This is a genomic window from Erwinia sp. V71, assembly GCF_965644245.1.
In the GTDB taxonomy this organism is placed as follows: domain Bacteria; phylum Pseudomonadota; class Gammaproteobacteria; order Enterobacterales; family Enterobacteriaceae; genus Erwinia.
The window spans coordinates 1-947 of record NZ_CBFFRK010000258.1; the positions used below are offsets into that span (position 1 = coordinate 1).

General features: G+C 43.6%; 1 protein-coding gene. It reads right to left on the reverse strand.

Annotated features, from left to right (window positions below):
- Window positions 1-81 precede the first annotated feature (81 nt).
- The gene (locus tag ACSZO1_RS22510) at window positions 82-792 is read right to left on the reverse strand and encodes a DUF5710 domain-containing protein (protein ID WP_052237785.1); all 711 of its coding nucleotides are present in this window, start codon (window positions 790-792) and stop codon (window positions 82-84) included.
- Between the last annotated feature and the right edge of the window lie 155 nt (window positions 793-947).

The window sequence follows — 947 nt, forward strand, 5'->3', positions numbered from 1 at the left end:
CCGGCAGCCTTCAGTGGTCTTTGCAGAGTTAAGACAGGCGGCTTAGCGTTGCACTTCGAACTTGAATCCGCCGTCTACCAGCTAAATTACGTGTGTCATATCTTCATAAAAGTCGCATGTTGTAAAACAGGTTCCACCTTTTAAAAATACAGGCTCATCTATTTTGTGTAATTTGATCTTTGAAGCCTCTTTTTGGGAAGAAGGTAGAAATGCTCCTCCGGGTTCACTGAAAATCATAAAGTCGCCCTGCAACCTTGAACAATGTGGGCAATGATTAGCATAATAGCTATAACCTGCCATTTTACTGTTTCCGGGACGCCAGTTCGTTGTAAAGTGTCTAATATAACCTAATGCACGGGGAGTCACTTCAGTAATATTGGCGACTCCAGAAAAGCAAGGGCTGGTAGACCACGAATAACAAGTACCATCACTTTCGCCGCGAAAGAGAGAGTTATCATAATAGCTCCATTCGCTGGAGTCCTCAATCGCTTCATCATCTGGATCAAGGTAATCAATGGTCAGATATTTATGACCTCGTGGAAGGCAGAAGGCAAACAGGCTGATTAACTCCCCACATTTCCAGCATAGACGCTCATTCTCACCAATGAAGTAATATTCATTGAATAAGTGATATTTCTTATTATCTGTAAGTTCAGGTATCCATGGGATGAATTGCAAGCTTGATTTTCCCGTTGGCACATACCATTTTTTTAGTTCTGGATCCCATCGGGCACCTTTCTGCTTTGCATCATCCTTCTCGCTAAAGGGGACATTTAGTATCAAACGACTCATATTTGTGACCTCCTAATCTTTGATCTCATTCCCTTCGACTAACATAACACCGTGTTAGCAAAGTCTGCGTCTGGCACTGAACGGCGGATTCAAGTTCGAAGTGCAACGCTAAGCCGCCTGTCTTAACTCTGCAAAGACCACTGAAGGCTGCCGGA

Bases quoted from the DNA above. Each gene is read 5' to 3' on its own strand.
- ACSZO1_RS22510 (WP_052237785.1), bottom strand. From the start codon at position 792: ATGAGTCGTTTGATACTAAATGTCCCCTTTAGCGAGAAGGATGATGCA.